Annotated in this window: 16 protein-coding genes; 9 read left to right on the top strand and 7 right to left on the bottom strand. The window is 51.7% G+C overall.

What is annotated here, in order from left to right; translation table 11 throughout:
• Positions 1-295: 295 nt before the first annotated feature.
• Both MN202_RS09500 and MN202_RS09495 read left to right on the top strand, forming a co-directional pair.
• Entirely contained in the window at positions 296-1,261 is a 966-nt protein-coding gene (locus tag MN202_RS09500) for an integron integrase (RefSeq protein ID WP_335735871.1), read from the top strand.
• Positions 1,262-1,356: 95 nt separating this feature from the next.
• Positions 1,357-2,193, top strand: a complete 837-nt coding sequence (locus tag MN202_RS09495; RefSeq protein WP_335735870.1) for an ion transporter — start codon at positions 1,357-1,359, stop codon at positions 2,191-2,193.
• Here MN202_RS09495 and MN202_RS09490 read toward each other — a convergent pair.
• Entirely contained in the window at positions 2,180-2,890 is a 711-nt protein-coding gene (locus MN202_RS09490; RefSeq protein ID WP_335735869.1) for a VC0807 family protein, read from the bottom strand. The two genes, MN202_RS09495 and MN202_RS09490, sit on opposite strands and share 14 nt — an antisense overlap.
• 67 nt (positions 2,891-2,957) lie before the next feature.
• A complete protein-coding gene (locus tag MN202_RS09485) occupies positions 2,958-3,701 on the bottom strand; it encodes a LytR/AlgR family response regulator transcription factor (protein WP_335735868.1) in 744 nt (247 codons plus the stop codon).
• Between the two features lie 329 nt (positions 3,702-4,030).
• Here MN202_RS09485 and MN202_RS09480 point away from each other — a divergent pair, with 329 nt between their 5' ends.
• Positions 4,031-6,541 (top strand): TonB-dependent receptor plug domain-containing protein, encoded by a 2,511-nt coding sequence (locus MN202_RS09480; RefSeq protein WP_335735867.1) that lies wholly within the window; start codon positions 4,031-4,033, stop codon positions 6,539-6,541.
• Positions 6,542-6,598: 57 nt separating this feature from the next.
• Here MN202_RS09480 and MN202_RS09475 read toward each other — a convergent pair whose 3' ends face one another.
• Positions 6,599-9,640, bottom strand: a complete 3,042-nt coding sequence (locus MN202_RS09475; protein ID WP_335735866.1) for a TonB-dependent receptor domain-containing protein — start codon at positions 9,638-9,640, stop codon at positions 6,599-6,601.
• Positions 9,641-9,909: 269 nt separating this feature from the next.
• Between MN202_RS09475 and MN202_RS09470 the strand changes: the two genes are divergently transcribed.
• From MN202_RS09470 to MN202_RS09455, 4 genes are all read left to right on the top strand, one after another.
• Positions 9,910-11,031, top strand: a complete 1,122-nt coding sequence (locus MN202_RS09470; RefSeq protein WP_335735865.1) for a sensor histidine kinase — start codon at positions 9,910-9,912, stop codon at positions 11,029-11,031.
• Positions 11,003-11,761, top strand: coding sequence for a LytR/AlgR family response regulator transcription factor (locus MN202_RS09465; RefSeq protein ID WP_335735864.1), 759 nt, complete (start codon positions 11,003-11,005; stop codon positions 11,759-11,761). The genes MN202_RS09470 and MN202_RS09465 overlap by 29 nt, the downstream gene beginning before the upstream one ends.
• 112 nt (positions 11,762-11,873) lie before the next feature.
• Entirely contained in the window at positions 11,874-14,504 is a 2,631-nt protein-coding gene (gene ppc, locus MN202_RS09460; protein ID WP_335735863.1) for a phosphoenolpyruvate carboxylase, read from the top strand.
• 179 nt (positions 14,505-14,683) lie between these two features.
• The gene (locus tag MN202_RS09455; protein ID WP_335735862.1) at positions 14,684-15,571 is read left to right on the top strand and encodes a DMT family transporter; all 888 of its coding nucleotides are present in this window, start codon (positions 14,684-14,686) and stop codon (positions 15,569-15,571) included.
• A 17-nt stretch (positions 15,572-15,588) separates the two neighbouring features.
• Here MN202_RS09455 and msrA read toward each other — a convergent pair whose 3' ends face one another.
• The 3 genes from msrA to MN202_RS09440 all read right to left on the bottom strand — a co-directional run bounded on the left by msrA (position 15,589) and on the right by MN202_RS09440 (position 20,398).
• Positions 15,589-16,848, bottom strand: coding sequence for a peptide-methionine (S)-S-oxide reductase MsrA (msrA, locus tag MN202_RS09450; RefSeq protein ID WP_335735861.1), 1,260 nt, complete (start codon positions 16,846-16,848; stop codon positions 15,589-15,591).
• 89 nt (positions 16,849-16,937) lie between these two features.
• Entirely contained in the window at positions 16,938-18,020 is a 1,083-nt protein-coding gene (gene ltaE / locus MN202_RS09445) for a low-specificity L-threonine aldolase (RefSeq protein WP_335735860.1), read from the bottom strand.
• Positions 18,021-18,157: 137 nt separating this feature from the next.
• Positions 18,158-20,398 carry a TonB-dependent receptor gene (locus tag MN202_RS09440; protein WP_335735859.1) on the bottom strand — a complete coding sequence of 747 codons (2,241 nt, stop codon included), beginning with the start codon at positions 20,396-20,398 and terminating at the stop codon, positions 18,158-18,160.
• Positions 20,399-20,623: 225 nt separating this feature from the next.
• Between MN202_RS09440 and MN202_RS09435 the strand changes: the two genes are divergently transcribed.
• Both MN202_RS09435 and MN202_RS09430 read left to right on the top strand, forming a co-directional pair.
• Positions 20,624-22,687: a protein-disulfide reductase DsbD family protein gene (locus MN202_RS09435; protein ID WP_335735858.1), complete on the top strand. Its 2,064-nt coding sequence runs from the start codon at positions 20,624-20,626 to the stop codon at positions 22,685-22,687.
• 29 nt (positions 22,688-22,716) lie between these two features.
• Positions 22,717-23,316: a redoxin domain-containing protein gene (locus MN202_RS09430; protein WP_335735857.1), complete on the top strand. Its 600-nt coding sequence runs from the start codon at positions 22,717-22,719 to the stop codon at positions 23,314-23,316.
• 20 nt (positions 23,317-23,336) lie between these two features.
• Here the strand turns inward: MN202_RS09430 and MN202_RS09425 are convergent, their stop codons facing one another.
• Positions 23,337-24,896, bottom strand: a complete 1,560-nt coding sequence (locus MN202_RS09425) for an EAL domain-containing protein (RefSeq protein ID WP_335735856.1) — start codon at positions 24,894-24,896, stop codon at positions 23,337-23,339.
• Between the last annotated feature and the right edge of the window lie 21 nt (positions 24,897-24,917).

Here is a 24,917-nt window from a genome sequence, read left to right as displayed (position 1 = left end):
GTTGGGAACATTCCCGGAGTAAGTGTGGTTCAATAACAGGTAGTGGCTGAGAGCTCCGCGCAGCGGCTTAGTTCAACAGCTTAATAGACGGAAAGTTTCCCGCTTTCAAATCGGAAAAATTCCGCCTATCAGTTTTTACATTTCATTAAATTACCTGTTTTATCTCAGCTTATCAATTAGCTATAGCTGCTTTCTTTGGAATGATTTGGGTGAAAGCAGGAAATTTTCCGCATATCCATTTGCTTACATAAAATTCACCAACTACTGTATAAATAAACATTATTGGGTGTAATAAATGACCTCGCCATTTTTGCAGTCGGTTGCTGAGCTAATGCTAAGCCGCCGCTATGCCAAACGTACGGTAGACACATATTTGTACTGGATAAAATTTTTTATCTTGTTTAATAAAAAGCAGCATCCAATTAAATTGCATGATGCTGACGTAGAAAGGTTTTTAAGTTACCTTGTCAATGAACGCAATGTTGCGGCAAAAACGCAGGCCACTGCGTTAAATGCGTTGAGTTTTTTATATAAAGTGGTGCTACAAAATCCGCTGTCGCTGGATATGAAATTTAACCGCTCCAGAGCGAGCCCAAAACTGCCTGTGGTGTTAACTCGCGCTGAGGTAAAGAGGCTGCTGCAGCTAATCGATCCTAAGTATAAATTAATCACCCAACTGCTGTATGGTAGTGGTTTAAGGTTAATGGAAGCCATCAGACTAAGGGTTCAGGATATTGATTTTGATTATCTTGGCTTAATGGTTTGGCAGGGTAAAGGTAACAAGAACCGGCGCACTACGCTGGCCGCAGAGTTGGTGCCAGCTTTACAACAGCAGATCGCCGGGGTTACACAATATTTGCAGGCCGACTTAGACAACCCAAACTATGCTGGTGTTTGGTTACCAACAGCACTGCAGCGCAAATATCCTGCCGCGCCACGTCAGCTGGGGTGGCATTACTTGTTCCCCTCCGCTGTGTTAAGTGCTGAGCCGCAAACCAAACTAATTCGTCGGCATCATATCGACGAAAGTACTGTGCGAAAAGCAATTCAGCAAGCCGCCAGGGCTGCGCAGATCCAAAAAAGAGTAAGCTGTCATACCCTGCGTCACTCCTTCGCAACGCATTTATTAGAATCCGGTGCCGATATCCGCACTGTGCAGGAGCAATTGGGCCATACCGATGTTCGCACTACGCAAATTTATACCCATGTACTAAACCGTGGCGCTGCCGGGGTGAAAAGCCCGTTATCGCAGCTGCTGTAACATCTTCTTCTGTCGCCTTAGCAAAGCCATTGACGGCCATTGCCGCTGACATACAATAGCGCCAATTTAACCACTTTTTTGCTTAAGGTAGCCGTATGAGCAGTGAAACCCTGATGACCGCGCCGTCGCTGCGTGCGCGATTACAGCAGTTTATTGAAAACAACACAGTGCAACGTATTTTGCTGGCGCTGATTTTAGTTAACGCCGCCATTCTCGGGCTGGAGACCATGCCGGCGGTGATGGCAGCGGCTGGTACTGTGTTACTGAAGTTAGATCAAGCCATTTTGGCGGTGTTTGTGCTGGAGATCCTGATCCGCTTATTTGTGCACCGGCTGGCGTTTTTTAAAGACGGCTGGAGTGTGTTTGATTTTATTGTGGTCGGTATAGCTTTAGTGCCGGCCAGCGGGCCTTTTGCCGTATTACGGGCGCTACGGGTACTACGGGTACTGCGGGTGCTTACCTTTGTCCCCTCGATGCGCAAAATTGTAGGTGCGCTGTTGCAGTCGCTAAACGGTATGTTGTCGATTGCTATGGTGTTGGGGCTGGTGTACTACGTGGCGGCGGTAATGGTAACCAAGTTATTTGGTGAAGCCTTTCCCGACTGGTTTGGCAGCCTGGGGGCTTCACTGTATACGCTGTTTCAGGTGATGACACTGGAAAGTTGGTCTATGGGTATTGCCAGACCAGTGATGGAGCAATTTCCTTATGCCTGGGCCTTTTTTGTGCCGTTTATCTTAATTGCCACCTTTACCATGCTGAATTTGTTTATTGCCGTTATCGTAAATGCGGTGCAAAGCATGCACGATGACGAGCATAAAGAAGAACATGCTGCCGATGTGGCTACCCAGCAGCAACTGCTGTTACAAATGCAGCAGCTGCAACAGGAATTGGTACAGCTGCGCGCTGAGTTAAAAAAGCCTATTGCAGAATAAAATCTTCCAATGAGCGGCCGCTCAGGCGGCCAATCTGGCGGAACATATAAATAATGGCGCCAAACAGCATTACCATAGAAGGCAGTACTATCACCGGGTAGCTTAGCCACGTCATACGGCCCAGCTCTTCAGCATAGGCGGTGGTGCCGGGTTGGCTCACCACTATGGCTTTGGCCAGGATGTAATTTAGCGCTGATGACAGAAAAAACGATGCTGCAACAATGTATCCGGCTCTGGCCATGCGTTGGTCGAACAGGGCGCTGTTGTTTTGTTCGGCTAAGGCCTGTTCTAACTTGGGTAAGTCCAGTAATTCCGGGTTTATCAGCAGCTTTTTAACCAGCGGGTAAGGCGTATACTGGCTAAGCAGCACTATAACGCCAATCAGCCCCGGGATCAGCGCTTCTTTAATGGCGATATAAGAGGGCGGCAATTGCAACAAGCTGATGCCGCCGGTTAGCAGCACGCTGATAATACCCAGCACAGAAAAAAAGTTCACTTTGCCAGATTGCTTTAGCTCCCACAAACCAAACAGCAGCGGAAAAGCCAGTGCCACCACCACAGCCCATACCGGCCCTAAGGCGGTGTCGCCACTAAAGCGGCTTAAAATAATGGCCGGTATTGCCACATTAATTAGCAGGTTGGATAACAGGCCAGGCTTTTTGCTTTTGGCCGGGCCGGGTTGTGCTGTGCTTGTCATAAATACCTGTAAGGTGGTTATTTGCTGGCCAGTATACCAAGCCGGGCCGCTGCAGCAATCGGTTGTATTAGTTTAAGTTACCAAATAGCTCTGCCAGCGCCGCTCTGTGCCGGCGCGACATGGTAAGCAGGCTGCCGCATTTTAGCAGCACCTCGGCGTCGCCCTTATCGCCCGGGCGCAGTTCAACAATATCACTTTTGCGCACTATGGATGAACGGTGAATGCGGGCAAATACTGCCGGGTCGAGCTTTTGTTCCAGTGCGGCCATGGTGTCGCGTAGCAGGTAACTTTTCGGCTGCGAATACACATGTATATCAACATAGTTGCCGGCGCTTTCTATCCAGCTGATGTCGTTAACATCGACAATACGCAACCGGCCCGGATCGCGGATGGTTAGGCGGTCAACATAGCTGGTAGCCGGGCTGATAGTGTTGGCCGGGCGGCTTAATTTACCAATAATTTTGCCGCAGGCTTTAAACAACGCTTGCTGAAAGCGCTCCGGGCTGAAAGGTTTTAGTAAATAATCTACCGCACTTAACTCAAAGGCCGTTACCGCATGCTCAGCGTAGGCGGTACAAAAAATCACCGCCGGCTTGCTGGCCAGCTGTTTAAATACGCTCAGGCCATCCAGCCCCGGCATCTGAATATCAAGAAAGATAATATCCGGCTGATGCAATTGCGCTAAACGCAATGCATCGGTGCCGTTATCGGCTTCTGCCGTAATTTCAAATTGTTGCTGTTGACTCAGCAAATGTCTGATGCCAGCCCTGGCTAAAGGTTCGTCGTCCACGATTAAACAGCTTAACTTCATAACCGACTCTGTATGAAAACAGTAAAAACGTGCTGGCCAGAATGCAATACGCCAGCTCCCGTCTTTACCGGGCTTTAGGGGCGCGCAGTGTAGCAAAGATACATTGGCGAATGTATGGCGCTGGTCCCGGTTTTTGTGGCGTTGACAGTGGTTTTTACAAATTTATACAGCTTGTGGCTTTATCGCACCATTCCCCCTTTTGGTCACAGCAGGCCTTACTTTGATGACTTAGCGCTGGCTTTGCTAACAAAACGCCAGTAGCGTCAGCGCCGGAAAAACCACCACTTATAACAACGGTAGCCCGCTTTGCGGCGTCCAGGGGGAATTACATGCAACAATCTTTAGTAGGTAAGGCGGTACGCTTTGCCATGCTGGCGCTGCCAGCTTCTGCGTTAGGTGTCAGTTCAGCAGCATTGGCCCAGGAAGAAGTGGCCAAAGTAGAGCGCATTGAAGTTACCGGCTCACGCATTCAGCGCCAGGATATGGAAACGGCGTCACCGGTGACGGTAATTGACGCTGCGGCTATCCGTATTGAAGGCTTTACCTCGGTTGACCAACTGTTACAGGCGCAAACTTCCATGGCCGGCGCGGCAGTGGGTGCTACCACTAACAATGGTGCCGACGGTGCCGCCCAGGTAGACTTACGCGGTATGGGGGCAGAGCGCACCCTAGTGTTATTAAACGGCCGCCGCATGGTGAATTCAGGTTCAGGTGCCGATAGCGCGGTAGACTTAAACGCCATACCGGTAGCGATGATTGCCCGGGTAGAAATTTTAAAAGATGGTGCTTCTGCGGTATATGGCTCTGATGCCATTGCCGGGGTAGTGAACATTATCACCAAAAAAGACTTCGACGGTGTGCAACTGGATCTGAACGCCAGCAGCACCGACAAAGGCGACGGTGAAACCGGCGAGCTAAGCGCCCTGTATGGTTTTAGCACCAACAGTGGCAACTTTACCGTTGGCGCCACTTACGCAGATCGTAAAGGCGTTATTCAGTCTGACCGTGACTGGACAGAAGCGGGTAACAGCTCGTTTATCCCCACTGGTAGCTTAGGTGGCAAAGTGCAAAATGCCGCTGGCGAATGGGTAGCACGCAGCAGCGGTTATGATTTTACCCAGGACAGCTGGTACCAGACGCCAAGTAAGCGTTACAGCTTGTTTGCTAACGCCACGCAAGAGCTGGACAACGATTTAGTATTTACAGCCGATGCTTTGTACACCAAGCGTAAGTCAGATCAGCAGTTAGCACCGCAACCGGGCGACATTATGCTGGATGTCTGCGGTGCGCCAGATGCTGATTTGCAAAACTGTATCACCTTAACACCGGCAATGCTTACCGGTGGTTTAACTGCAGATGATACTGGCCGCATTAACTACCGCCGCCGTACTAACGATGTCGGCCCGCGCGTATATGCACAGGACACGGACACTTTACGTGTATCTGCGGCCTTAGCCGGCAGCCTGGATGTACACACCGGTATGAACTGGGAGCTGTCGTACACTTACGGTAAAAACGAAGCGGATACCTCGGTAGCCAATTCAATTAACGCGGTGAAGATGGAAAGCTCTGTCTATGCCAATCAGGCGGCCTGGTTCAGCGGTGCGCCACTGAGCAGCGCTATTGTTAACGATATTGGCTATTTCGAGCAGGCCGAGGGCGGCAACTCACAAAGCGTGCTGGCCGGTGTGCTAAGCGGTGATCTATTCGATTTAGACGCCGGTGCGGTAGGCTTTGCTATCGGTGCAGAGTATCGCCGTGACGCTGGCTTCTTTAACCCGGATCCGGTGATTGTTGCCGGTGAAGGTACCGCCGCACAGCAAGACCCAACCAAGGGCAGCTACAGCGTGGTGTCATTCTATCAGGAAGTCAGCGTGCCGTTCAGTGACAAGCTGACCGGTGAGTTTGCGCTGCGTTTTGATGACTACTCCACTTTTGGTAAAGCCAGCACCTGGAAAGTCGGCTTAACCTATGAATTGTCTGACGAAGTGATGTTACGTGCGGTTGCGGCTACCGGTTTCCGTGCACCAAACGTTAACGAGTTGTTCGGTGGTAACACCGGCTCTTTCGACTACCTGACCGATCCGTGGGGCAATGAACAAGACCCGCAAATTCTGGTGAACTACACCTCAGACGCCAATATTAAACCGGAAGAGTCAGAATCGTTCACTGCCGGCATGGTATTGTCACCAGCGCAAATTGAAGGTTTATCGTTAACTGTCGATTACTGGCGCTTTAAAGTGACGAATGCCATCACCCGTTTAGATGCGCAGGCTGGTCTGGATAACTGTTTTGCCGGCGACGCTGTTGCCTGTGAAACGTTCAGCATAACTATGGCGGGTGATCTGTCTGACTTTACCAACCCGTTAACCAACGTCGGTAACCAGGACACCAGTGGTGTGGATATCAACGTCGCCTACCGCTTTGACGCACTGGGTTTAACCTGGAAAATCAACAACGACACGACCTGGTTACTGGAGTTTAAACAGGACGGTATTGATTACACTAATACCATCGACGGTAACTTTGGTGGCTATGCTGAACTGCGCAATAACTTCAGCGTGCAGGCTGGACAGGGTGACTGGAATCTAACTTACTTTAACCGTTACATTGGTAAAACAGACTTCCTGGCTGATGGCTCGCGCATCGATGCAGTGCTGTATCACAACATCGCCGCCAGCTACTTTATTACCAACGGTTTAAGCGTTTCATTGGGTGTGAAAAACCTGACTGACGAAGAGCCGTCATATGTAGCCAACGGCAGCGACGGTGGCACAGTGCCGGAAGTGTTCGACACTATCGGTCGCCAGATCTACGGTGGCGTCAGCTACAAGTTCTAATACATCGCGTTCCTGATGTTTGCCCGCCGTAATGGCGGGCTTTTTTTTGCCAATCAACTAAAACTTAACACTGGCTGAGAGTGTCACGCGCCGTCCGACCACATCGTACAGCGATGGATCTGTACCTGACTGCACGTTTGGCGCATACAATTCCGGCTCAGTATCGAGCAGGTTGTTCACGCCCAGTCGCACCGAATAATGCTCACCAAGCCGATAGGTAAACGCGGTATCCCAATACATAATGCCGCTGGTGCCGCTGGGTTGGGTTTCAATTGGCATTTCTACCGCAAGCCGGTTTTTCATACCATCGATATAACGGCCTTTTAGTGCCCATTCCAGATCGCCAAAGTTTACGCTGGCATTGAGATTAACCTTAAATTTCGGGAACGACTGGCCAAGGCCGGCGCCGAAATACGCTACAGTGTCGGCATAATCTATCGCTGGCAGGAAGTCCAGTTCCTGAGTTTTGTACTCCAACAGGTAGTTGGCGTACAGACCCAGTTTGATATAGGCCCCGCCAAGCATGTCGGTATCAAAACCATAACCGGCCTGGAAATCCAGCCCCGAGGTTTTAATAAAACCTGAGTTAATGCCCGGAATATTACCATCTGCAGTGTTCGGATCTGCGAGGAAGAAAATGTCACCGCCGCCGCGCACTATGTACTGACAGGAACTGTAATCACCGCTCAGTGCGGCGTTATTGCCGTAGTAGTTGTAGCAGTCGGCAATAATCAGGTTAACGTTCGGCGCGATAATCGCATCTTCAATATCAATATTGTAATAATCCAGCGACATGGCCAGGCCGTTACTGAAGTTATGCACGGCACCAAGGGTAAAGGTATCTGCAGTTTCTGGTTTCAGCTTCACATTACCCGAGGTGTTGATAGAAGCCTGGGTGCCTGGCGTTTGCACATAGCTGTCCGGTGCGCCTACACCGGTTGCTGAGCACAAATCGGCACCGGCCTGGCCATTGGCGGCGCGAAACTCGGTAGACGCTGAGCAGGGATCGAAGTACTGCGGCGCACTACCACCACCGTCAAACAGTTCGCCAAAGTTAGGCGCCCGCACTGCGCGCTGATACGACGCCCGGATGCGCGGTAAATCGCTGGCAATTACCCAGCTCAGTTCGGCTTTGTAGGCCGAATTGCGATCTTTCTCACCGCTAATACCTTTGGCAATGTCGGTAAACTGCGACTGTGAACTGCGAAACCCCAGGGTTAGATCCAGGCTGTCGGCGAAGTCCCGGCCATCAAGCAGCGGAATAAAGGCTTCAGCAAAGATATCATCAAAGCGGTTTTTGCCAGCCGCCGGGCTTTGGGTGTTAAAGCCGGATACCGGCCCGCTTAGTGAGCCCGGATCTAATTCATAATCAAAGCGTCGACTTTCATATCCCAGTACCACACTTAACATGCCGCTGGGCAGTTCGAACAAGTCACCGGAAACATAACCCTGCATAATGCGTTGGTTAAACTCGCGCGATAAGGTAGCGTCAAGTGTCATGTAATCGGCGCATTCCTGCGACACACTGTTACGGCCAAACGGGTTATAGCCACCGGCACAAATACTGGCACCACCGTCGGGGGCGGCTAATAAATCCATCACGCGCTGGGTGTCCAGGTTGCCGGTTTGCGTTTGCTTAATGGTGGTTTTACCTTCCATGGCGTAAACGTCATAGCTCCAGGCGTCATTGATTTCACCGCGAATGCCAAGCATATATTGCACCACAGTATTGTCGCGCTGCGAACCACGTAAGCCGCCCCATAGCGAACGTTGCCGCATCAGGAAGGGCTCGGTTGCGCCAGAACCCACCAGTGCGGCATTATCGCCGGTGCGTGAATTTAGCAGCGTCATCAGATCGGCCGGAATAAAGGGGTTGGTTACCGGGATAATTAACTGATTGGCAATAGTGCTGCCAGGAGAAACAAAGGCCGACGTGGCGCGGGTAGAAACCGTGCCATCCGGGCCCTGTACCTGTACTGTTGGAAACGGCGTCGGTGCCAGTGCCGTTTCTGAGTTGTAATTGGTCCAGGATGCTGTTGCAAAAACTTCTGTCTTGTCGGTGACATCAAAATTCAGCTTACTGGAGAACGTCTTACGCTCCAGAGGCAGCACCAGAATATTTACCGCATCAAAGTTGTAGCTGTACACGTCTGGAAACAGCGGCCCGTTTACCGACAAGTCGACCGGATATCGCCAGTTCTCCACATCCAGCGGGCTGTTAAAAACCCCGGCCGAAAACAGCGAGCCATCAGTATTAAAACCAATCAGACTGCCATTGGCGGGTACTGAGCCGGCGGCACTGCCATAGCTGGCAAACACGGCATCAACGGCGGCTTGCGACGGATTATTGCCAGAGCTGAAATAACGCCCCTCCGGGAAGAAACTGGTGGTTGAGGTGGCGTTGGCGGAGAAATCGCGCTGCGATTTAATCATGCCTTCACGCTTGGAGTAGTCAAAGGCGATAATGGCGTTGCCGCGGCTGTCGTCAAAATTGCCACCCACTACCGCCGAAAAGTTGTATTCTTCAGCGTCACGTTCCTGCGCGTGGTTGGAATGCGTGGCACGAAAATCCACACCTTCAAAGTTGCTTTTCAGCCGTAGGTTTACCGCGCCGGCGACTGCATCTGCACCATAGGCTGCGCCCGCACCGCCGGTGATTACTTCAATGCTGTCTATCATCGCAGCCGGTATAGTGTTTAAATCGACGGTCATTGCCGACGACGACACCATAACGCGCCGGCCATCAACCAGCACCAGGTTGCGGTTGGCACCGAGGCCGCGTAAGTCAATATTAGATTGGCCGCCATTGCCCGGATTGTTTGAGGTGGTGGTGCCAGCCGGATTTACCTGTGGCAAGGTGTTCATATAGGTATCGATGGTAATGTCAGCCCGGCTGTTAAGTTCATCCGCGTTGACCGTTAGCATCGGGCTATTGGCAACCTGATCCAGGCTTTTTATGCGCGAACCGGTTACCGCTATTTTCTCCACTGCCGCTTCAGCGGTGTTGGTGTCCTGGGCAGATATGGTGGTAACTGTAGCTAAACTACCCAGCACAAGGCCGAGTTGAACCGCCAACGCCAGTTTGGATTTGTTAAACATACTATTCTCCCTGCAGCATGGTTATTTCACTTTGTTTTTTCTGTTACTGCCTGTTTACGCTAGGCTGTTATTTGTGTTGCGCCTAGGCCCGAGCCATTGACAGGTAGTTCCGAGTGATTAACTGCGGGTGTGCGGTGACTAATGGCGGTGACGCTGGCGTTAATACTGCGTAAAGTGACCGGGTAGTTTGACCTGGTGGGTAGAGGGGATTGGCTGGCAGAGTTCAGCCTGAGGTTGTCAGCGGTGTACTGCCGGTTAAGAGGTTGCAGATGTTAATAAGAGAAGAGCGGGTTCTACCCTCATGGCGGTTGTGGCTGGCCAGTATCGGTTTCTGGTTACTTATGTGCTCGCTGTCTGCTGATCATTCCTATCGGGCAGCGGTGCGGGTGGGCCGGGATGCCCAATGGATACATGTCTGGTTAGAATATGCGCCCTGGTGGATGCCCTGGGCATTAATTACGCCCCTGTTAATTGCCGCAACGCAGCGATTACCGGTAGAAGGGCAAAAGTACTGGCTGATTTTGCTGCGCATCGTGGTGCTGATGTTTGCTACTTTGCTGTTGTACGGCGTTATGGTGTTACCCATTGTCTCTTTTCAAACGCAAGGGGTAGTCAACTGGCAAACATTGCAGGCCGGCATGGCGTCATGGTTTGGTTACAGTGCCTGGCATATGGATATTCTGGTGTTTATTTCGGTGATCAGTGCCGGCTATGCCTGGTCCTACTTTAAGCGGGTGCATTCTGAAGTAGCGCACAGCGAAGCTTTGCAGCGTCAGCTGGTGCAGCTTGAGCTGCAGTCGCTGCGATCGCAGCTTAATCCGCACTTTTTATTTAACACCTTAAATACCATTGCCGGGCTTATCCGGTTAGATAATAAAAACAGCGCCATCAAGGCCCTGACTGAACTTAGCGCCATGCTTAGAAAAGTGCTTGAAAATCAAAGCAGTCAGATGATTAGTCTGGCTGAGGAAATGGAGTTTATTCAAAGTTATCTGAACATACAGAGCATGCGCTTTGGTGACAAGTTACAGCTACAAATTGACGTTGCGCCGCAGTGTCTGGTGCAGGAAGTGCCCTTTATGCTGCTGCAGCCGTTGGTCGAAAATGCAGTTCAGCACGGCGTGCAACAGGAAACTGAGCAAAATCTGCTGCAGCTTCATATAGGTTGCGATGACGGTATGTTACAGATCCGTCTGGTAAACCGGGTAGCTGAACATGAATCGCATCATGGTTTTGGCATAGGGTTGAGTAACTGCCATGAGCGCTTAAAACGGCTTTATGCACAGAATTACAGCCTGGAACTCACCAGGCTGGAAAACGGCTACGTGGCAACCGAGCTAAAATTACCGCTGGAGGCAACTGATGAAATTGAAAGTACTGATTGCCGATGATGAGCAACTGGCGCGCCAGAGCATAGCACTGTTATTGCAACAGGAAAGCGCCATTGTACAAATTGTACAAGCCGCAGATGGCAGGCAGGCCATGGCAATGTTTGAGCAGCATAAGCCGGATTTAGTGTTTTTGGATATTCAGATGCCCGGCCTCACCGGTATCGAGTTAGCCAGCCATTTTGGCAATAAAGCGGTGGTGGTATTTGTCACGGCTTATGATCAGTTTGCCATTACCGCCTTTGAACTGGATGCGATAGATTATCTGTTAAAGCCTTTTGATGATGACAGGTTTCAGCAGTCACTACAGCGCGCCATTAACCGTATCCGCGAACATCAACTCAGCGATTTAACCCGCGTCAGCGATGTTATTCGCCAGCTGCAGCAAGACAGTGGCAGCCGCTATAAAGCCAAACTTATTATTAAAGATCCGGGCCGGATACGGTTACAGGATGTTGATCAAATTGATTTTATCCGTGGCGCCGGTAACTACGCCGAAATTCATTTGTTTGATAAAAAAGTGCTGTTACACCGTGCCACTATGTCAACGCTGGAGCAGCAGCTTGACCCTCATATTTTCACCCGTATTCACCGCTCGGTAATTATCCGCCAGGCCTGTATCAGTGAATTGCGCCTTAATGAGCGCGGTGACTACACCGTCATTCTGAAAGACGGTCAGCAATTTAGTTTATCCAGACAAAATAAGCACAAGCTGGAACAACTGCTTGCTTAGTTTGGTTATTTGGTCTTACCAATTCCGTTGCCCGTTTTGTAATCAATCATGGTTGAGTACCAGTTGATAACCAGCTAGGGTGGTAAAACACAGGGTAACCGGAGTAAGCAAGATGGACCATTATGCAGCGTTAAAAAGCAATGTCGGTTTACTGGGCACCCAATTGGGTGACACCATTCGTAACCAGTTAGGTGACGCGGTGCTGGAGCGGGTAGAGCAAATCCGTCAGCTGTCAAAAGCCGCCCGTCAGGGCGAAGAGCTGCAAGCCGACCAGTTAAAACAGGTGCTACAAAGCTTAAGCGACGACGAGCTGCTGCCGGTCGCCCGCGCCTTTGCCCAGTTTTTAAATTTAGCCAACTTAGCCGAGCAGCATCACAGCATCAGCCGCATTGGCCACGCCAGCATCGAAAAACCCGAGCCGCTGCAAGAGCTGTTTAGTTTGCTGGCTGACAAACAACTGGATACGGCTAAGGTACAGCAGGCGGTGGCTAATTTATCCATCGAGCTGGTACTAACCGCGCACCCGACCGAAGTATCACGCCGTACCCTTATTCATAAGCTCACCGAAATTGCCGGCTGTTTAACCGAGCTGGAGCAAGAGTTAACACCAGCGCAGCAACAGCGGGTAGAGCAGCGCTTAAGCGAGCTGATTGCCCAGGCCTGGCACACTAATGAAATTCGTGAACAGCGGCCGACGCCGGTCGATGAAGCCAAATCTGGTTTTGCGGTAATTGAAAGCTCGCTGTGGCAGGCAATACCGGATTTTCTGCGTGAACTGGACACCAAATTGGTCACTGCCAGCGGCAAAGGCCTGGCACTGGATGCGGCGCCGGTAAAATTCTCCTCCTGGATGGGCGGTGATCGCGACGGTAACCCCTTTGTTACGGCGAAGGTTACCCGTCAGGTGTTGTTACTCAGCCGCTGGAAAGCTGCCGATCTATTCGCCAAAGACTTAGACTTGCTCAGCAGCGAGCTCTCCATGTATCAGGCCAGCCAGGCGCTTAGCGACATTGCCGGCGGGGCCAGCGAGCCTTACCGGCTGGTACTGAACAAGTTACGCAGCGGCCTGCTGCAGACCCGCGACTGGTTAACTGAAGCGTTAAAACACGACCGCTTGCAGCGGCCACAGGATTTAATCTGGCATAACCAGCAGCTACTTGAACCACTATTGCTGTGCTATCAGTCACTGCTCGATTGCGGTATGGCGGTTATTGCCAACGGCAAGCTGCTCGACACGCTGCGCCGCGCTTACGCTTTTGGCCTGACCTTGTTAAAGCTGGATATCCGCCAGGATGCCGGCCGTCATGCTCAGGTATTTAGCGAGCTAACGCAGTATCTCGGTCTGGGTGACTACGCGGCCTGGGACGAAAGCGCGCGCCAGGCGTTTTTACTGGCCGAGCTGGCGAACCGCCGGCCGCTGTTTCCAAAAAGCTGGCAACCCGGTGCCGAGGTGCAAGAGGTATTAGATACCTGCGATATCGTCGCCCGCCATGGCAGTGAGGCACTGAGCACCTATGTCATTTCTATGGCCGGTAAACCGTCTGACGTGCTGGCGGTACAATTGCTGTTAAAAGAAGCCGGTATCAGCTTCCCGATGCCGGTAGCGCCGTTGTTTGAAACCCTGAGCGACTTGCAAAACGCACCGGATTGTATGCGCCGCTTGCTCAGTATTGATTGGTATCGCGGTTACATAAACGGCAAACAGGAAGTGATGATTGGCTACTCGGATTCCGCCAAAGATGCCGGCGTATTTGCCGCCGCCTGGGCACAGTACAGCGCCCAGGAAGCCTTAGTGGCGATATGTCAGCAGGCCAGGGTGCAATTAACATTATTTCATGGCCGTGGCGGTACTATCGGCCGTGGCGGCGGCCCGGCCCATGCTGCTATTTTATCGCAGCCACCGGGCTCGTTAGATGGTGGTTTACGGGTTACCGAGCAGGGCGAGATGATCCGCTTTAAATTTGGCTTACCAAAATTAGCCGAACGCAGTCTGGCACTGTATGCCAGTGCCGTGCTCGAAGGCATGCTATTGCCACCACCGGTACCCAAACAAAGCTGGCGCACACTGATGAGCCAGCTGGCTGCCGACTCGTGCGAGGCCTACCGTGCTGTGGTACGCCACAATAAAGACTTTGTGCCGTATTTTCGCGCCGCTACCCCAGAGCAGGAGCTGGGCCAGTTACCGCTGGGTAGCCGGCCGGCCAAACGTAACCCAACCGGCGGAGTTGAAAGCCTGCGCGCCATTCCGTGGATTTTTGCCTGGTCGCAAAACCGCTTAATGTTACCGGCCTGGCTTGGGGCTGGCTCGGCATTGGCAAAAGCGGCCGAGCAGGATAACGCACCGCTGCTGGAAGAAATGCAGCAGCAATGGCCGTTTTTTGCCACCCGCATGTCGATGCTGGAAATGGTGTTTTTAAAAGCCGACAGTGATATTGCGGCTTATTACGACAAGGTGTTGGTGCCGGATGAATTAAAGCACCTAGGCCAGCAACTGCGCGAGCAGTTAACAGCAGATCGCGACTTGCTGCTAAAGCTTATTCACAGCGATACGCTAATGGCAAAAGAAAGCTGGATCCGCGAATCGATAATGTTGCGCAATACCTATGTCGACCCGCTGCATATCCTGCAAGCTGAGTTATTACACCGGGTTAGGCATCAGCCAGAGCGGGTAAGCCCGATGATCAGCCGGGCGCTGATGGTGACTATAGCCGGTATTGCTGCCGGTATGCGAAATTCGGGTTAGGCCATCTCGTTTATTAGTAACAGAACACGCATAATAGCAGCCAGAATTTGAATCAGGGGCTGGGTTTGCTCTAAGCCGACCGTTGAATGCATGGATGCGTGAGACGAGCCTACAAGGATGTATTTACGGCGTGTCGGTGTGAGTAAACCCGGCTCCGGTAACATGCGGTCTGCGTTTCTATGCTTAGTTATGTATTGTTAGCGCTGCTATCGGCCGTGGCGATGGCCAGCAGTGGCATTATTGCCCGCTTTAGTGGCTTAGCGGCGGCCGAGCTGACGTTTTACCGTTTAGCCGTTGGCGCGCTGTGTTTGCTGCTGTTTGTTGGCTTAACCGGTCGTATCAGGCTGTTAAAAGGTAAACCCGACTGGCGGATGGCCGTAAATGGTGTGCTGCTGGCCGGCTTTATGCTGAGCTTTCTTACGGCAATTGAATATATCAGTCTGGCCAATGCCATTATGCTGGTGTATCTGGCACCGCCGCTGTCGGCCTTTTTAGCACACTGGCTGTTACAGGAAAAACTCGACCTGCCAGATTCCAGCCTGATTGTGTTGTCGTTTCTTGGCTTTGCCATGTTGCAGCAGTTTAAATTTGATCTGGTTCTTGATGCCAGTCAGTTGCCGGGCTTGTTGTATGGCTTGCTGGCGTTGTTGTGCTACAGCGGCTTTTTACTGCTAAACCGGCGCTCGCTGCCGGGGCACTCGCAATTACAGCGCACTTTTTACCAGCTGATTATTGGTGCTTGCTGTGTGCTGCCGTTTTTAACGGCAATGAAAGCGCCGTTAGCCGAAGATATTATCTGGATAGCACTGGCCGGTATTTTCCCCGGCTTTATTGCTATTTACTGTGCCATAGTGGCGTTGCAGCATTTGCCAACCCGACTTTACGCCACGCTGGCCTATTTAGAGCCGGTCACGGTAATCCTGGCCGGCTGGTGGTTGTTTGGTGAAAGCTTAAGTACGCTGCAACAAAGTGGTGTTGTGCTGATTATCTGCACCGGGCTGGCGCTAGCACTGCGGCATAAGCCGGCTAAAGCTGTGGTAGCCGTAGCCGACGCGGTACGGCTGTAACAGCACGGCAGCTATGTTTAACCGCGCGGCACAAAATCCAGCACGGTGGCATTGATGCAGTAACGTGGTTTACCGTTTGGGCCATCATTAAACACATGGCCTAAATGGATGCCCGAGACTTTGGCGCGGATTTCAGTGCGGCGCATGCCATAACGGTTGTCGGGCTTTTCTATTACCGCGCCATCAACGGGTTTGGTAAATGACAGCCAGCCGCTGCCGGAGTCAAAACGGTGACGGGTGTCAAACAATGCTACGCCGCTAAGTTTATCGACAAAAACACCATCGGGCGTGTTTTTAAAGATTTCGTATTGCTGACAAAAGCGCGCATCGGTGCCTTCATCAAAGGCGACATCAAAGGCCTCGCTGTCACCGAGTTTAAATTTACCCAGCAGCAGATAAAACTCGTTGGGGCTCAGGTAGCCCTGACGGCCAAACACTTCTTTGCCGTTTGCCAGCAAAATAATGGTCGGCGTGGCCCAGGTCGCTGAGGTGATCTTCAGCCCTTTTAACTGGCTGGCATAACGGTAATGCAGCGGAATATCTCCACGGTAATGCTTAGCCACATCGGCTTTAAATTTCTCGCAGTACGGGCAGTAGCTTTCTGAGTCTATTACCAGAATATGCTTGCCGTTAAGTAGCGCACTGTTATCTACGCTGGTGGTTTGCGCCACTGGCGTATTGGTAAAGCGCACACCGGTGCTGTGATCGGGGCAGTAACCGTTGGGATTTTTCGCGATATAGTCCTGATGGTAGCTCTCTGCCGGAAAAAACTCGCGCAGCGGCTTAATCTGGGTGGTAATGGCACCGTAACCAGCCTTGCTTAGCAGCTGTTGAAATTCAGCTTTCAGCCTGTTTGCTATTAAGGCCTGAGTGTCGCTGTTGGTTAAGATAATGCTGCGATACTGGGTGCCAATATCATTGCCCTGGCGGTTTAGCTGAGTAGGGTCGTGCATTTCAAAATAGCGCTGTAACAGAGTGTCCAGGCTGATTTGCGCCGGATTGAAGCGCACTTTAACCACTTCAGCATGGTTATTCGGGTTAAACTGATGACGTTTTTGCGTGATCACGCGGTAGCTGGGTTGTACATCATTACCGTCGGCATAACCGGATACCGCATCAATAACGCCAGGCATAGCCTCAAAGCGCTTTTCCACGCCCCAGAAACAACCTGCGCCAACCACAATACTGTCAATATGCTCGGTAGCCGGCATCTTAGCCATTGCTGTACCGGTAAACAGCATTACCAGAGTACAAAGCCGGATAAGTTTACTGAACATCTTTACCTCTGCCTGTTAATCGTTACTGCTTGTTACGTAACAGACAGGTAGAAGGGTCAATTGCTTTCAACAATACTGTTCTTTAATCTTCAGACTTGGTCGGCAAACTCCGTTACCGCTTGCAGCGTGCGTGCAATATCATCGCTGCTGATATTCAGATGGCACACCCAGCGCAAACGCTTAATATCACCTTTGGCGCTTTGATAATTGCTGCCGGTAAGCTTGATACCGCGTTCAGCCAGATAGGGCAGCAACAGTTCTGCCAGTTGCAGCTCAACATCGGTAAATAAAATATTGGTCTGCACCGGCAGCGCCGTTAGCTTGCCCCGCAGTGCCGGTAATTGCGCGGCTAAGGCGGTTAGGCCTTCTGCTAAGCGCCGGCAATTGTCGTGATCATCAGCCAGCCGGGTAATATTATGTTCCAGCGCATATAAACCCGCTGCTGCCAGCATGCCCGTTTGCCGCATACCGCCACCAAGCATTTTGCGCACCCGTTTAGCGCGGGCGATAAACGCATTTGAGCCCAGCAACAACGAGCCAACCGGGCAGCCTAAGCCTTTGGATAAACACAAGGATACCGAGTCATACCCCTGACACAACTCGCGTGCCATCTGCAGTGGGGTTAACTGATGCTGTGCTGCCAGCGCCACCGCGGCATTCATTAAGCGGGCGCCGTCGATATGGCAATTCAGGCCTGTGTCTTTTGCCAGTGCGGCGACATCGCGCATATAGCTAAGCGGCAAAACCTTACCGCCAACGCTGTTTTCAATCACGATAAGGCGGGTACGGGCAAAGTGCGGATCATCCGGTTTAATCGCCGCGGCGATATCGCTCAGCGCCAGGCTACCGTCGGCTTGCAGCTCCAATGGCTGTGGCTGAATGGAACCCAGCACCGCCATGCCGCCGCCTTCCCATTTGTAGGTGTGCCACTGCTGACCGACAATGGCCTCGTCGCCGCGCTGGCAATGGCTCATCATGGCAATCAGGTTAGTCTGGGTGCCGCTGGGGGCAAACAGCGCTGCTTCAAAGCCCAGCAGTTTGGCGGCTACGCTTTGCAATTCCAGTGTAGTGGGGTCGTCATTAAATACATCATCGCCCAAAGCGGCACTGAACATACGTTCTTTCATTGCCAGGCTGGGTTGGGTAACGGTATCGCTGCGAAAATCGGCCATAAGGTGCTCCACAATTATGCTGCAGTCAGATTAAGGCGCAGCGGTTTATTGTGCAATCAGAATGGGCTAAATAGCCGGATTTGTCGCTGCAATAAAAAAGGGCAGCTTAGGCTGCCCTCTGTTTGCGGTTTTGGCGATTAATAGAAATTAATCTTAAAGTCGACACCAAAGGTGCGCGGCTCGTTAACAAAACCGGTCAGGTTATTGAAATCGATGGCGCCTTTTAAGTTGTCTTTGTCGGTAATATTGCGGCCAAATACACCTACTTCGTAATTATTGTCGTAGTTAATGTAGGCTACGCGTAAACCGGCTTCGTAGTTGTTATTTGATTTAAACTCGGCTGATTCATACAGAAACAGATTAGTTTTACCCTGCAACTGATAGTCACCGTAGACATAAATTTCACCGCTTTCAATTGGGAAATCATAGCGGCCATTTAATGTCAGGATGGTTTCCGGCGCCTGCGGGAACGGGTTGCCGTCAATCAGCGCCAGGTTTTGTGCATTACGCGGATCCAGCACTGTACACATGCCTGAACCACAAGGTGCCACGGTCAGAGTGTCGTCTTGCAGCTCAGTATTGTTGTAGCTGAAACCACCACCCACGCTAAGATTAGGTGTGACGCGGTAATCAAAGTCGAATTCAAAACCATAACCTACACCTTTATCAGCGTTGATTAACTGGTTGCCCTGCGTCTGGCCACCAATAGCCGATAACTGAATATCGTCGATGGTGTAGTAAAACAGCGCACCGTTTAAGCGTAAGGTGTTGTTTAGCAGATCAGACTTTGCGCCGACTTCAAACGACATAATGGTTTCTGATTTGGCTACAGACGGTGGCGCTTCAAAAGCCACATCGCGGCCCTGAATAGACTGAGCGCGGAAGCCATCCGCCACGCGGGCAAACAGGCTGGTTTTATCGGTTAAACGATAGTTAGCACTGAGCTCCCAGCTGATGTTGTCGTCTGATACTTTAATCGGCTCATAGTATTGTACCTGAGCTGCGCCGATCACCAGGGCAAAACCATCAACGTTTTGCTGGCCAACCGAAAAGGTTTTGATGTCGTCGGTGTAACGGATACCACCGGTGATATCCAGCTTATCGTTTACTTTGTAAGACGTCTGGCCAAACAGCGCCCAGCTGGTATTGCCGTGGAATACTTCTGTCGCACCAAAGAAGCCATCAATACTGTTTACACCAAAGGTAGAATCGAAGTAAAAACCACCGACCTGCCAGCTTAACGCATCGTTGGTATCACTGGCCAAACGGATTTCCTGGGTATATTGCTTTAAATCTTTCAGCTGATCTTCTGTTACCGCCTGAAACGGCACAATGCCCGGGCCATCTGGTGTGCCGCCGTCGATATCACCAATACCGCCACCATCAGCACGTTCCATTGCTGAAATGCTGGTTAGTGTCATACCGTCTAACTGGAAGTCCAGTTTTAACGATGCGCCCCAGGCATCATAGCTTTGGCTGTTTGCTGTTGGGTTGTCGTAAGACACACTGTCGCGGTCATAATTGCTGTTTAGCTTGTCACTGCCGGCAGAAAGAATATTGGCTCGAAACAGCGACGAGGTACCGTCATAGTTGCGTGAGTGTACATTTAACAACGCATCGAAATCGCTGCTTTCCCACAGCAGTTGCAAACGGCCGGCACGCTCGGTGTAACCGCCCATAGCATCGTTTTCACCGGTAAAGGCATTATCTACCCAGTCACTGCGGTGCTGTGATAGTAAAGACAAACGAGCAGACACCTCGTCTGTTAAACCGCCACCGACAGCCCCTTCCAGATTTAACTGGCCCAGCGTACCGGCGGTAGTTTTTACGTATGCATCAAAATCCTGCCGCGGCTTTACACTGTCGAATTTGATAATACCGGCGGTAGTATTGCGGCCGAATAAGGTGCCTTGTGGGCCGCGGATCACCTCAACCTGCTGTACGTCAAACAGCGGGAAGCTTTTTAAAATCACGTTCTCCATCACTACCTCGTCCATAATAATGGACACCGGCTGCGAGGCGGCTAAATCAAAATCAGTATTGCCCAGACCCCGGATATAAAACCGCGGTGCTGCCCGGCCGTTCGAGGTTTCGGCATACAACCCTGGTACCTTGATTGCCAGCGCAGTAATGTCATCACCGGACGAGAAAATGGCGTCAAACTTTTCGCCAGACAGGGTAGCAATTGAAATTGGCACTTCCTGAATGCTTTGGCTGCGCTTTTGCGCCGTTACGGTAATGGTTTCCAGTTCCTGTTCTTTTGCATTCTGGCCTTTGTCACTTTCCTGCGCCATCAGCACAGGAGAAAGGCCAACAGCTGCACCGAACAGAGCAGCTTGCATAGCTGCTGATAACGCTGACGGAGTAAATAGCTTCATTAAGGTGAACCTTTTATTGATGATTTACGTTTATGTTGTGTGTGTTTAGTAACATTTATTTTGCCGGAGTGACCACAGCGGAAGTTACGTATAAACGTTGGCTAATATAGCAGTTTGTCGCACAAAATGCTTAATCTGGCGTGCTTCTGCGGTCAATTTATCAGCATACTGAACTAAATCAGTGTAGGCTCGTAACGGTAAATATCAATCATCATCGAGAGAGCTATGCGCTGGGTTTTGTTTTTGCTGCTGGGTTGCTGCAGCCTGTTTAGTGGTGTGCAAGCTGCCAGCACCGGGTGGCAAAGTGCCAAACAGCTGAAAGCTGAACTGGTAAGTGAATATCGTCAGGTTAAAGCCGGGCAAAGCCTGCGGCTGGCGCTGCATTTTGTACCCGATGAGCATTGGCATACATACTGGCAGAACCCGGGCGATTCTGGTTTGCCTACCCGCTTAAACTGGCAGTTGCCTGTGGGGGTAACTGCCGGAGCTATACAATGGCCCACGCCACAAGCGTTTGTAATTCCGCCGCTGGTCAATTATGGCTTTGCCGGTGCCACCGTGTTGCTGACAGAATTAATCCTGCCTGCGGGCTACAGTGCTGACAGTCTGCCAATACAGCTGCAGGCAGACTGGCTGGTGTGTGAAGAAGTTTGCATACCGGCCGAAGCGCAATTTAGTCTGACGTTGCCGGTTGGCAACAGTGCAATTTTAACTGATGACTATCTGGGGCTGTTTAAGCAGGCGGAGCAAAAGCTGCCGCAGCCACTTAAGGTTACCGGTAGCTTTGACACTGCCGCCGGCGCTTTTTCTGCCATGATTGACTGGCACTCTGATGCTGAAATTCGGGCTTTTTTTGTCGCAGCAACAGAGTTGGTCGATCATGCCGGTAGCCAGCAGATTAGCCAGCACGGCCAGCAGTTGCTATTGCAGCAACCGCTCAACACTTACTTTACCAGGGCACCGCAGCAGCTGCAGCTGGTGTTGGTGACTGATACTGCGGCCTATAGTGTGCAACTAAACCAGGCCGGACAAGGCACTGCGGAACTTCTGATCACCGGCAGTCAGCAAACCAGTACAGCGCTGTGGCTGGTATTGTTAATGGCAGCCAGCGGTGGCGTGCTGTTGAATTTAATGCCCTGTGTGTTTCCGGTGTTGTCATTAAAAGCGCTGAGTATTGCCGGCAACAGCGGCCAGCCCCGCGCGCAACAGCGCGACGCACTGTTTTATAGCGCCGGTGTTATCGTTAGTTTTATCGCGCTGGCCGGCTTGCTAATAGCGTTTCGCAGTGCCGGTGCTGCCGTGGGTTGGGGCTTTCAGCTGCAAAGTCCTTACCTGGTTGCGCTGTTAGTTTACCTGCTGTTTGCGCTGGGGTTGAGTTTGTCCGGCGTGCTGCAATTTGGTCTTGGCCTGATGAATGCCGGTAGCAGCCTGGCCTCTGCCAGCGGCGGTAAAGGCGCCTTTTTTACCGGGGTACTGGCTGTGGTAGTCGCCAGCCCTTGTACCGCACCCTTTATGGGCGCAGCGTTGGGCTATGCAGTAAGTCAAAGCGCGGTTGTGACGCTATTGGTGTTTGTCGCTTTAGGCCTGGGTATGGCGCTGCCGTTTTTGCTGCTGGCTTACGTGCCCGGCTTGGCCCGGTTGCTGCCTAAGCCCGGCGCCTGGATGGACAGGCTAAAACAGTGGCTGGCTTATCCGCTGTACTTAAGCGCGGTATGGCTGCTGTGGGTCTATGGCCGGCAAAGTGGAGTTGATGCCCAGGCGCTGTTATTAACTGGCGTGGTGTGTATAGCTGCTGCCTGTTGGTTATGGGGCCGTAAACAGCTGGCGCAGGCCGGTAAGTTAACGCCAGTGCTGGCGCTGTTGCTATTATTGCTGGCGTTACTGTTGCCGGCGTTGGCACCACAACAAACCAGTACCGCGGCTCAGCGGCAAAGCGACGTGCACTGGCAAAGCTGGTCGGCTGCATTGCTACAGCAGCTACGCGCAGAAGGTAAGCCGGTACTGGTGAATATGACCGCCGACTGGTGCATCACCTGCCTGGTAAATGAGCGGATAGCGCTAAATACAGACAGCAGCAAAGCAGCGCTGGCGCTTTATGATGTAACCTACTTAAAAGGCGACTGGACACTGCGTGATGCGGCTATTACCGAGTACTTGCGGCTGTATCAGCGCGATGGCGTGCCACTGTACGTATTGTACTGGCCGGGGCAGCCGCCCGAAGTACTGCCACAAATTTTAACCCCCGACACACTGGCTACCACCCTGGAGCGGCTGAGTCGGCAACCTTAAACTAACGCAATAAAACAGGAGTAATGCAGATGAAACTACGTCAACTGGTTCTGGCAGCGTCTGCTGCTGTGTTTTCGCTCGGGCTGGCCGCAGCACCACAGGTTGGTGCGCCGGCGCCTGATTTTACCGTGGTCGATTCCAAGGGTAACAGCCACAGTTTAAAAGACTTTGCCGGTAAAAATGTGGTGCTGGAGTGGACAAACCACGAGTGCCCCTTTGTGGTTAAGCACTACAGCGGCAATATGCAGGCATTGCAGGCAGAAATGAAGCTACAGGGGGCCGTCTGGCTAAGTGTTATTTCGTCAGCACCAGGCAAGCAGGGGCACGTTAGTGGTGCAAAAGCTGACGAGCTGACCGCCAGCCGCGGCGCTATGCCAACGGCAGTGGTATTTGATGAAACGGGCGTAATGGGCAAAGCCTATGACGCCAAAACCACACCGCATATGTACCTCATCGACAAAGCCGGCGTACTGCAATACATGGGCGGCATCGATAGCATACCGTCGGCGAAAGTAGATGATATCGCCAAAGCCACGCCGCATTTTGCCAACGCCGCAAGCGCGGTATTAAAGGGTAAAAAGCCCGACCCGGCAATAAGCAAACCTTATGGTTGTAGTATCAAGTACTGAGCAATACGGAATGTGATGTTCTATCCGGCTTTACGCGGTTGGCTGGCGGCAAACTGCGCCAGCCAGTCGCTGAACTCGGCTATTGGCATGGCTTTGGCAAAGTGCCAGCCCTGGCCGAGGTCGATGCCCAGGCTGCGCAGCAGCTCGGCTTGGGCGGCGTTTTCGATGCCTTCGGCGACGATATTAAACTGCAGCAGGTGGGCAATATCACGGATTTTCGGGATTAGGGTCGATTTAATACTGTCGGCCTCCATGTCCTGAATAAAGCTTTTATCTATTTTCAGGTAATCGGCATTCAGTGAACGCAGGCTGGTCAGGTTAGAGTAGCCGGTGCCAAAATCGTCAATCGATAATTGCAGCCCGGCGGCTTTAAGCTGCGCCAGGTTCAGGGTGGCGCGCTTATAGCTGAGTTCTTGCTGTTCGGTAATTTCCAACACCAGCGATACCCGGCGCTGTTGCACCTCAGGCAATTGTAATAATTCAAGGATCTGGCCGCTGGCGATATCCTGCGGGTAGACATTGAGCGACAAATGAAACGACTCTGGCAGTTCTGGCAAGGTATTGAGCTGGGACAGCGCCTGCTTAGCAATAAAGCAGGTAAAACGGCCACTTAAGCCGAGCTGGCTTAGTAAAGGGATAAATTGCAACGGACTTAAGCTACCTAGCGGGTCCTGATAGCGGGCTAACACCTCACAGCCGGTTAGCGTATTTTGCCGCAAATTAATAATCGGTTGAAAAACAACAGAAAAGTACCCTTTTTTAAGGCCATTTCGTACACGGTAACGCAAGCTGTGACGGCGCACAGCCAATTGCCGCCAGCCAAACCAGGCCAGCGCACTTAACGCTAATAAGGCGAAGCTAATAACCGCGGTATGCAACGGATAGTTTTGCCACAAATGATAAAAACTAAACTGCTGTGTCAGACAAAAGCGCGAATAGTCGCTGCATTGCTGATACACATAATAGGGCCAGCTTAAGCGGGATAATGCCGGTTGAGCAGCGGCGCTCAGATACAGGCCACTGTCACCGGCAATATTTGCCGGGCTGGCACCGGCGATGTTTACTGTTTGCCAGCGTACGTCCTGGCGAGGTGCTGCCCGCTCGATATCGCTGACAATAGCGACACTGTATTGCTTTTGCCGTACCACAGTGCCGCTAAGTTGCTGCTCGCTGTCGCCCAATGCCTGGTCCAGCCATATGCTGCTGTTTTGTAATGAATAAAAGTCGGGTTCGGCTGCTGGCAACGGGGCTTGCAATTTGCCGGCACTGGCCGAGCACAGCGCGGTGTCGTTTTGGTAATAAGTAATGTCGCGGATATAACGGGCGCTAATCAGCACCCGGCGCATGCTGGCTAAGTCGGCAGCTGTGCAGTTATGGCCAGGTTTGTGGTTAAGCAGATCCAGCGTGTTTTGCGTTTCGCGGGCAATATCGTCCACTTTGGCCAGGTACAGGTTTGCACTTTGTTGCAGGCTAAAATGCACGGCACTGCTAACGGCAAACGCCAGCAAAGCGCACAGGCTGATGGCGGTAAACAACGCCACTGCGGCAGCAAAATATCGGTGATAAACCCAGTGAGCCAAACTTACCTCTTACTTCCAGGC

The organism is Rheinheimera muenzenbergensis (genome assembly GCF_036984005.1).
Taxonomy (GTDB): Bacteria; Pseudomonadota; Gammaproteobacteria; order Enterobacterales; family Alteromonadaceae; genus Alishewanella; species Alishewanella muenzenbergensis.
The sequence above is the reverse complement of the archived record's forward strand: the minus strand, read 5'-3'. Positions and strand labels throughout refer to the sequence as shown.